General features: G+C 70.1%; 5 protein-coding genes, 1 tRNA gene and 1 pseudogene. 1 reads left to right on the forward strand and 6 read right to left on the reverse strand.

Annotated features, from left to right (window positions below; translation table 11 throughout):
• Window positions 1–39 precede the first annotated feature (39 nt).
• The 4 genes from EIO00_RS07605 to EIO00_RS07620 all read right to left on the reverse strand — a co-directional run bounded on the left by EIO00_RS07605 (window position 40) and on the right by EIO00_RS07620 (window position 4,499).
• Window positions 40–1,371: a branched-chain amino acid ABC transporter permease gene (locus tag EIO00_RS07605; RefSeq protein WP_241661196.1), complete on the reverse strand. Its 1,332-nt coding sequence runs from the start codon at window positions 1,369–1,371 to the stop codon at window positions 40–42.
• The gene (locus EIO00_RS07610; protein WP_140176555.1) at window positions 1,368–2,336 is read right to left on the reverse strand and encodes a branched-chain amino acid ABC transporter permease; all 969 of its coding nucleotides are present in this window, start codon (window positions 2,334–2,336) and stop codon (window positions 1,368–1,370) included. Before EIO00_RS07610 ends, EIO00_RS07605 begins: the two co-directional genes overlap by 4 nt.
• A 91-nt stretch (window positions 2,337–2,427) precedes the next feature.
• Complete coding sequence (locus tag EIO00_RS07615; protein ID WP_175596152.1) at window positions 2,428–3,660, reverse strand: branched-chain amino acid ABC transporter substrate-binding protein; 1,233 nt, start codon at window positions 3,658–3,660, stop codon at window positions 2,428–2,430.
• 188 nt (window positions 3,661–3,848) lie between these two features.
• On the reverse strand, window positions 3,849–4,499 hold the full coding sequence (locus EIO00_RS07620; protein ID WP_241661198.1) for an ANTAR domain-containing response regulator: 651 nt from the start codon (window positions 4,497–4,499) through the stop codon (window positions 3,849–3,851).
• A gap of 127 nt (window positions 4,500–4,626) precedes the next feature.
• On the opposite strand from EIO00_RS07620, the gene EIO00_RS07625 reads away from it, so the two are divergent.
• Window positions 4,627–4,702 (forward strand) — tRNA-Leu (locus EIO00_RS07625).
• A gap of 565 nt (window positions 4,703–5,267) precedes the next feature.
• Here EIO00_RS07625 and pyk read toward each other — a convergent pair.
• Together pyk and EIO00_RS07635 are read right to left on the reverse strand one after the other, a co-directional pair.
• Window positions 5,268–6,698: a pyruvate kinase gene (gene pyk / locus EIO00_RS07630; RefSeq protein WP_140176558.1), complete on the reverse strand. Its 1,431-nt coding sequence runs from the start codon at window positions 6,696–6,698 to the stop codon at window positions 5,268–5,270.
• A 114-nt stretch (window positions 6,699–6,812) separates the two neighbouring features.
• Window positions 6,813–7,366 (reverse strand): annotated as a pseudogene (locus EIO00_RS07635) (type 1 glutamine amidotransferase domain-containing protein).
• Window positions 7,367–7,642 lie beyond the last annotated feature (276 nt).

Here is a 7,642-nt window from a genome sequence, read left to right on the forward strand (position 1 = left end):
TCTTGCCCGCCGGCGCCGACTCGATCGGCTTGTTGTCGCTCACTTCGCCCCCTCGGTCGCCGCCTGCGTGCCCGGCCCGGCCACCTCGGCGCCCAGCGCGCCCATGCCGCCGGTGCCCTCGGCCAGCTCCGCCTGCCTGCGCCGCGACGGCAGGATCCCCTCCGGCCGCAGCGCCATCATCACCACCAGCGCCAGACCGAAGATCAGGATCCGGTACTCGGCCAGTCCGCGGAAGTACTCCGGCAGCCACGCGACCAGGAAGGCGCCCACCATGACGCCCGGCAGGTTGCCCGAACCGCCCAGCACGACCGCGGCCAGGATGGTCGCCGACAGGATGAACGGGAAGTTGTTCGGGATGATCGACGTCGCCTGGCTGGCGTACACCACGCCCGCCGCGCCGCCGATCGCCGCGCCGATCGCGAACGCCCCCAGCTTGAACCGGAACGTCGGCACGCCCATCAGCTCGGCGGCGTCCTCGTCCTCGCGGATCGCCGCCCACGAACGGCCCACCCGGCTGTTCTCCAGGCGCTTGCAGAAGATGATCGACGCGATGATCGCGGCCAGCATCAGGTAGTAGTACGGCCGCCCGTCGAGCGCCCCGTAGGTGAACGGCTTCATGCCGGCCAGCCCCAGGAACTCCCACGGCTGTCCCTCGGGGATCTCCCAGTCCGACAGGTTCGGCGGGTGCGGGATGCCGGAGATGCCGTTCGGACCGTTGACGTAGTCCCAGTTCTGCGCGGCGATCCGGATGATCTCACCGAATCCCAGCGTCACGATCGCCAGGTAGTCGCCGCGCAGCCGCAGCGTCGGCGCCCCCAGCACGATCCCGGACAGCGCCGAGATCACCACGCCCACGATGAGGATCTCCCAGAAGTTCCAGCCGTGGTACTTGCCGAAGATCGCCATCGCGTAGGCGCCGACCGCGAAGAACGCCACGTATCCCAGGTCCAGCAGTCCCGCCTGGCCGACCACCACGTTCAATCCGATCGCCAGCAGGATGTATCCGCCGATCGGGAAGAACAGCAGCGTCTGCCATTCGGTGTGCGGCGACATCACGTTGCCGATCATGTCCGACGGCAGCACGAGCGCGAACAGGATCAGCAGGCCGTACACCGCCCAGCGCGCCGCCCGGCCCTGCCGCACCCACCAGTCGTGGAAGGCGTCGGACAGCGCCACCAGCGGCCCCAGCACCACGTTCAGGCCGAAGATCACCGGGCGGGCCGGGGCCGGCCAGTTCCCGGCGACCCGCCGGGCCCGGGGTACGATGTCGGCGAATCGTCCGCCCAGCCCGCGGCTGTTGTCGTTGTCGGCGGCAGGCGGCGCCTCCTTGGTCAGCACCGCGCCGGTCTTGGTGTTCGCGTTGTCTGTCATGCGCGTGCCTGCTGGAGAGATTCACCGAGGATGCCGGTGGGACGGAACATGAGGACGAGGACCAGGACGGAGAAGGCCACCACGTGCTGCCACTCCGTACCGAAGATCACGGAGCCGTACATCTCGATCAGTCCGAGGGTGAGTCCGCCGAGCAGCGCCCCGCGCAGGTTGCCGATGCCTCCCAGCACCGCCGCGGTGAACGCCTTGATGCCCAGCAGGAAGCCCACGAAGTAGTGGCTGTCCTCGAACCGCAGCAGGTACAGCGCCGCGGCCACACCCGCCATGGCCCCGCCGATGAGGAACGTCGTCGACACCACCCGGTCGATGTTGACGCCCATCAGCACCGCCGTCTCCGGGTCCTGGGCGGCCGCCCGGATCCCGCGGCCCAGCCGGGTGCGGTTCACGAACTGGTCCAGGGCGATCATCATCAGGATCGCGCCCACGAACACCATCAGCTTGTCGTTGGGGATGGTGAGGTCCCCCACCGACACCACGGGCGTCCGCTCCACGAAGTGGTGCTGGATCGGCAGCGCGCCCTTCTCCTCCGGCAGATCGAACCACCAGGGGATCAGCACCCGGGCGAAGAGCTGCTGCAGGAACAGGGAGGCACCGATCGCCGAGATCAGCGCCGCCAAGCGGGAGGCGCCCCGCCGCCGAAGCGGCCGGTAGGCCACGAACTCCAGCGCCACCGCGCTGGCCCCCGAGGCGAGGGCGCCCACCACCGCCAGCAGCAGGACCACGCCGATCAGCGCCACCCCGCCCACCGAGCCGGACAGGCCGATCGCGTTCAAGGTGATCAGCCCCGCGAAGGTGCCGATCATGAAGATTTCCGAATGCGCGAAGTTGATGAGCCGCAGGACGCCGTAGACCATCGTGTAGCCCAGAGCGACCAGGGCGTAGATCGCGCCCAGTGACAAGCCGTCGATCGTGGACGGCCAGAACTGGTCAATGAAGTTGCCGAACATTCATGTCGCCTTCGTCAAGGAGCGGGAGCACTGGTGGCGCTCCCGCTCCTGCGCGTGCAAAGGGTCACCCGGAAACCGAACGGGGCCGCGCTCAGACGTCCGCCTCGGAGGCCTTCCCGATCAGCGGCAGGGTGGTCCCCTTCACCTCGTAGACGTAGACCTCCGAGGCCGCCGGCTCACCGGTCGGGAGGAACTTCACCTGCTTGGAAACGCCCGGGACGTCCACCTTGGACAGGAACTCGTTGATCTCCTCGGCCGTGGTGTTGCCCGCCTTGATCGCCTCGATGAACGCGGTCGCCGCGTCGTAGCCCTCGGCCGAGTAGATCGCCGGAGGAGCGTTGAACTTGGCCCGGTACTTGTCGGCGAAGGCCTTGCTCTCCTGGCTGGTCTTGCCCTCGGGGTCGATCAGGCACGGGCAGGCGATGATCGAGCCGTTGGCGTTCTTCTCACCGGCGCCCTCGGCCAGGCCCTTGTCCAGCGAGCCGTCGCCGGAGAGGAAGCGCGCGGTGACGCCGGCCTCGCGCAGCTGCTTGAGCAGCTTGCCGCCCTCGGCGTAGTAGCCGCCGAAGAAGATCGCGTCCGGAGAGAACGCCTTCACCTTGTTGATCGTCGAGGAGAAGTCCGAGCCCTCCGGGTCGATCGCGTCGATCTGGGTGGCGGCGCCCTTGGACTTGGCGGTCGCCTCGACCTTCTCGCCCAGCGGCTTGCCGTACTCGGAGTTGTCGTGGATCACGAAGACCTTCTTGGCCTCCAGTGCCCGGACGATGAAGTCGCCGACGCCGCCGCCCTGCACCTCGTCGTTGCCGACGATGCGGTGCCAGTACTTCCAGCCGTTCTTACCCAGCGCGGTGTTGGTGGCCGAGGGCGACACGCTGGGGATCTTGCCCTCTTCCAGCACCGGCGCCACCTGCTGGGACTCCCCCGAGAACGCCGGGCCGATCATCCCGACGATCTTGTCCTTGGTGATCGCGTTCTTGGCCAGCGGCACGGCCTGCTCGCCCTTGCCCTGGCTGTCGTATTCCTTGAGGGTGATCTTCACCTTCGGGTTCGTGGCGTTGTACTCGTCGATCGCCAGCCGAGCGCCGTTCCTGGGCGGAATGACGATGCCCGAGTTCTCCCCCGTCAGGTCGCCCATGAAGCCGATCACGACGCCGTCGTCGGAACCGGAGTTCCCCCCTCCGCCGCCGCACGCGCTCAGAGTCATCGCGAGCGCCGCACCGACGGCGATCGCTCCGACGCGAATCCCGTTGAGTCGCAAGGTCGTCAACCTTTCAGTCCGGATCCCAGGGGATCGGGTCAAGTCGCGCCCCGAAGGTCGTTCCATCGCTACGTCTCATGCCGTAGCCGGAGGAAACGGGCACCTGGGGACCTGCCACGTAGTACATCGAGCACACGTCACAGAACGGCACACCCGGACAGAAGGGTTACTTGTTCGTTACCGCTCCGTGCTCGAGGAATACCAGCTAGCGACGCATTCCATTACGCTGCGTGACCCCCTGAGGCCGGCCTCGGTCAGCCCGCGCCCCCCTTGCCGGATTTCGGCGCGCCGGTCCCGCCCGTGAGACCTTCGGTCTTTCCGCTCAGCGCTCCGGCCACCACCGCCTCGGCCACCGCCCGCATCGTCATCCGCCGGTCCATCGACGTCTTTTGAATCCAGCGGAAGGCCTGCGGCTCGGTCCAGCCGTTCATCTCCTGCAGCAGGCCCTTGGCCCGATCGACCACCTTGCGTGTCTCCAGGCGCTCGGTCAGCGTCGAGACCTCCGCCTCCAGCGCGCGGATCTCGTCGTAGCGGCTCACCGCCATCTCGATCGCCGGCACCAGGTCGGCCTTGGTGAACGGCTTGACCAGGTAGGCCATGGCCCCCGCCTCGGTCGCCCGCTTCACCAGTTCGCGCTGCGAGAACGCAGTCAAGATCACCACCGGCGCGATCCGCTCGGAACTGATCCGCTCGGCGGCCGAGATCCCGTCCAGGACCGGCATCTTGACATCCAGGATCACCAGATCGGGCTTGAGCTCCGTGGCCAGCCGGACCGCGGCCTCGCCGTCCCCGGCCTCGCCGACGACCTCGTACCCCTCCTCCTGCAGCATCTCCTTGAGATCCAGCCGGATCAGGGCCTCATCCTCTGCGATCACAACACGTCGAGCGCTCTCGGTCACGCGCACGAGACTACCGGGACGCGCTACCCTAGACCTCAGCCGGTCCCTACCGGAACGGCCTTCTCGCGGGGATTCACGAGGGCTTGCAGGGACTCGTGAGAGCCCGCGGGAAAGCGTCGAAGACGCCCGTATCGCCCCGGTAGCCCAATTGGCAGACAGGCAGCACCCTCAAAAGGTGAACAGTGTGGGTTCGAATCCCACCCGGGGCACTCGCTTCCACCGCCGCCGGCGGCGGCATGCACCGTGCCGCCCTTCACGGCGCTGATCGCACACGTCGTCGATTCTCGGATTCCCGCCGCCGTGACGCCCGCCCGCGCCGCCGCGTCCTGAAGGCCCCGCCTCGCCGAGGCCTCGGCGCCCGCGTCCGGCCCCTGCGGCATCGCGACCACGTTCCGGCCGCAAGGGCACCGGCTCCGATCCCGAAGTCACGGAGGGGAGGCGCGGTCCCCGGTGGGACCGCCGGCGCGGAGGCGCGCATCGCCGGGACCGAGGCCGAGCCGACCGAGCGGCCGCCCGAGCCGGAGGCGCGGGGCGGGCCGCACGGCCGACGCGCCCCTCCACCGAATCCCCTCACGTCCTCTCACGGCCCCGGGCGCCGCGGACCCGTTCCCGTGAGGGCGGACCATGGGAACGGGAAGAGCGCGACCGCGCCGACACCGGGTCGATGGCCGGTCCGGGAGGCACGGCCGCACCCGGGCGGGACGTTCGAACGCGCTCCGGCGGACGTCCGCGCGATCGCGGCCCTCAGCGCCGCGTCTCCGCCGCGGACCGGCGTCAGTGGCGGATGGCGATGGCGTCGCCGATGCGATGCACGCGGAGGGCGTTGGTGGAGCCGGGGGTGCCGGGGGGCGAACCGGCGACGATGACGACGCGGTCGCCCTTCTGGCAGCGGCCGATCTCCAGCAGGGCCTGCTCGACCTGGCGGACCATGTCGTCGGTGTGGTCGACGTGGGGGACGATGAAGGTCTCCACGCCCCAGACCAGGGCGAGCTGATTGCGGGTGGCCTGAACGCTGGTGAAGGCCAGCAGCGGGATGGGCGAGCGGTAGCGGGACAGCCGGCGGGCGGTCTCTCCGGACATGGTGAAGGCCACCAGGGCCTTGGCGCCGACGATGGCGCCGACCTCGGCGGCGGCGCGGGCGATGGCGCCGCCGACGGTCTCGGGGACGCGGTCGAGGGAGTGGACGGCGCGCAGGCTGGCCTTCTCGGCGGCCTCCGCGATGCGGCTCATCGTCTTGACCGCCTCGACGGGGTACTGCCCGACGCTGGTCTCGCCGGAGAGCATCACCGCGTCGGCGCCCTCGAAGATGGCGTTGGCCACGTCGGAGGCCTCGGCGCGGGTGGGCCGGGGCGCGCTGATCATCGACTCGAGCATCTGGGTGGCGACGATGACCGGCCGGGCCTTCTCGCGGCACAGCTCGATGGCGCGCTTCTGAACGATGGGGACCTGCTCCAGGGGGAGCTCGACGCCGAGGTCGCCGCGGGCGACCATGATGCCGTCGAAGGCGTTGACGATCTCGGGGAGGGCCTCGACGGCCTGGGGCTTTTCGATCTTGCCGATGAGGGGGACGCGGACGCCCTCCTCCTCCATGACGCGGTAGCACATCTCGGCGTCGGCGGGGGTGCGCACGAAGGACAGGGCGACCATGTCGACGCCCAGCCGCAGCGCCCACCGCAGGTCGCGCTCGTCCTTCTCGGTGAGGGCGGGGACGCTGACGGCGACGCCGGGGAGGTTGAGCCCCTTGTTGTCGGAGACCACGCCGCCGACCACGACCCGGGTGCGGACCCGGGGGCCGTCGACGGAGGTGACCTCCAGGACGACGCGACCGTCGTCGATGAGCACGGTGTCGCCGGGAGAGACGTCGCCCGGCAGCCCCCGGTAGGTGGTGGAGACCTCCCTGCGGGTGCCGGGAACGTCCTCGGTGGTGATGGTGAACTCGTCGTCGAGCGTGAGGCGCACCGGCCCCTCGGCGAACCGTCCGATGCGGATCTTGGGGCCCTGGAGGTCCGCGAGGATGCCGACGCCGTGACCGGTGGCGTCGGAGGCGGCGCGGATGTGCCGGTAGACGGCCTCGTGGGCGGCGTGGTCGCCATGGCTCATGTTGAGGCGGGCCACGTCGATCCCGGCCTCGACGAGAGCGTGGATCTGCTCGGGGCTGGAACAGGCGGGGCCGATGGTGCTGACGATCTTCGCTCGACGGGTCACGAACACAACACTAGGTAGTTACCGACGGGTACGCGTATCGGTACCGGGCAACGTCCTCGAATATCCGCCAAGTGGTCTAGTCCTGGGGTCTAGACCTTTGCGGAGGGTGACGCGTCAACTCCGAAACGCCTCGACCGTCGCGTCGCAGAACGCCTTGAGGTCGTCGGGGCCGCGGCTGGTGACGAGGGCGTTGGGGCCGTCGCGGCAGACCCGGACCTCCTCGTCCACCCAGATCGCCCCGGCGTTGCGCAGGTCGGTGCGCAGGCTGGGGTGGCCGGTGAGGGTGCGGCCGCGGACGACGTCGGCCTCGATGAGGATCCAGGGGGCGTGGCAGATGGCCGCCACGGGCTTGCCGGCCTCGAAGAAGTCCCGGACGAACCGCACGGCCGCCGGGCGGGTGCGCAGATGGTCGGGGTTGGCGACGCCTCCGGGCAGGACCAGGGCGTCGAACTCCTCGTGCCCGGAGACCTCGACGGTGGTGTCGACCTGGAAGGCGTCCCCCCTGTCGAGGTGGTTGAACGCCTGGATGCGCCCGGACTGGGTGGACACCAGCAAGGGGCGTCCACCGGCCTGCTCGACGGCCCGCCAGGGCTCGACGAGCTCGACCTGCTCGGCCCCTCGGGGGCGACGAGGAACGCGACGGTCGTGCCCTTGAGTTCGTCGGCCATGGCGACCCCCGTCTGTCACGCTCCGCCCGCATCGGTTCATCCCGGACTCGTCCGGGGCATGCCCGCCCGGGCGATCGATATGCACGGGACCGTGCCGGCGGACCGGGCGCGGGAGCGTGCATGAGCCGGGAGGCCCGCCGCGCCCGCGACGTCCGCCGCTCCGGGTCCCGGCCGGGAACGGCCCGCGCGGAAGGGACGAGGGGTGCGCGCGTGCGCCCGCCGCGACGCGCCGGCGGTCGACGGTCCCGGACGCCCGGGCGACCGCTCCCCGGGCGG

Origin of the sequence: Thermomonospora catenispora (assembly GCF_006363815.1) — a bacterium.
Taxonomy (GTDB): Bacteria; Actinomycetota; Actinomycetes; order Streptosporangiales; family Streptosporangiaceae; genus Thermomonospora; species Thermomonospora catenispora.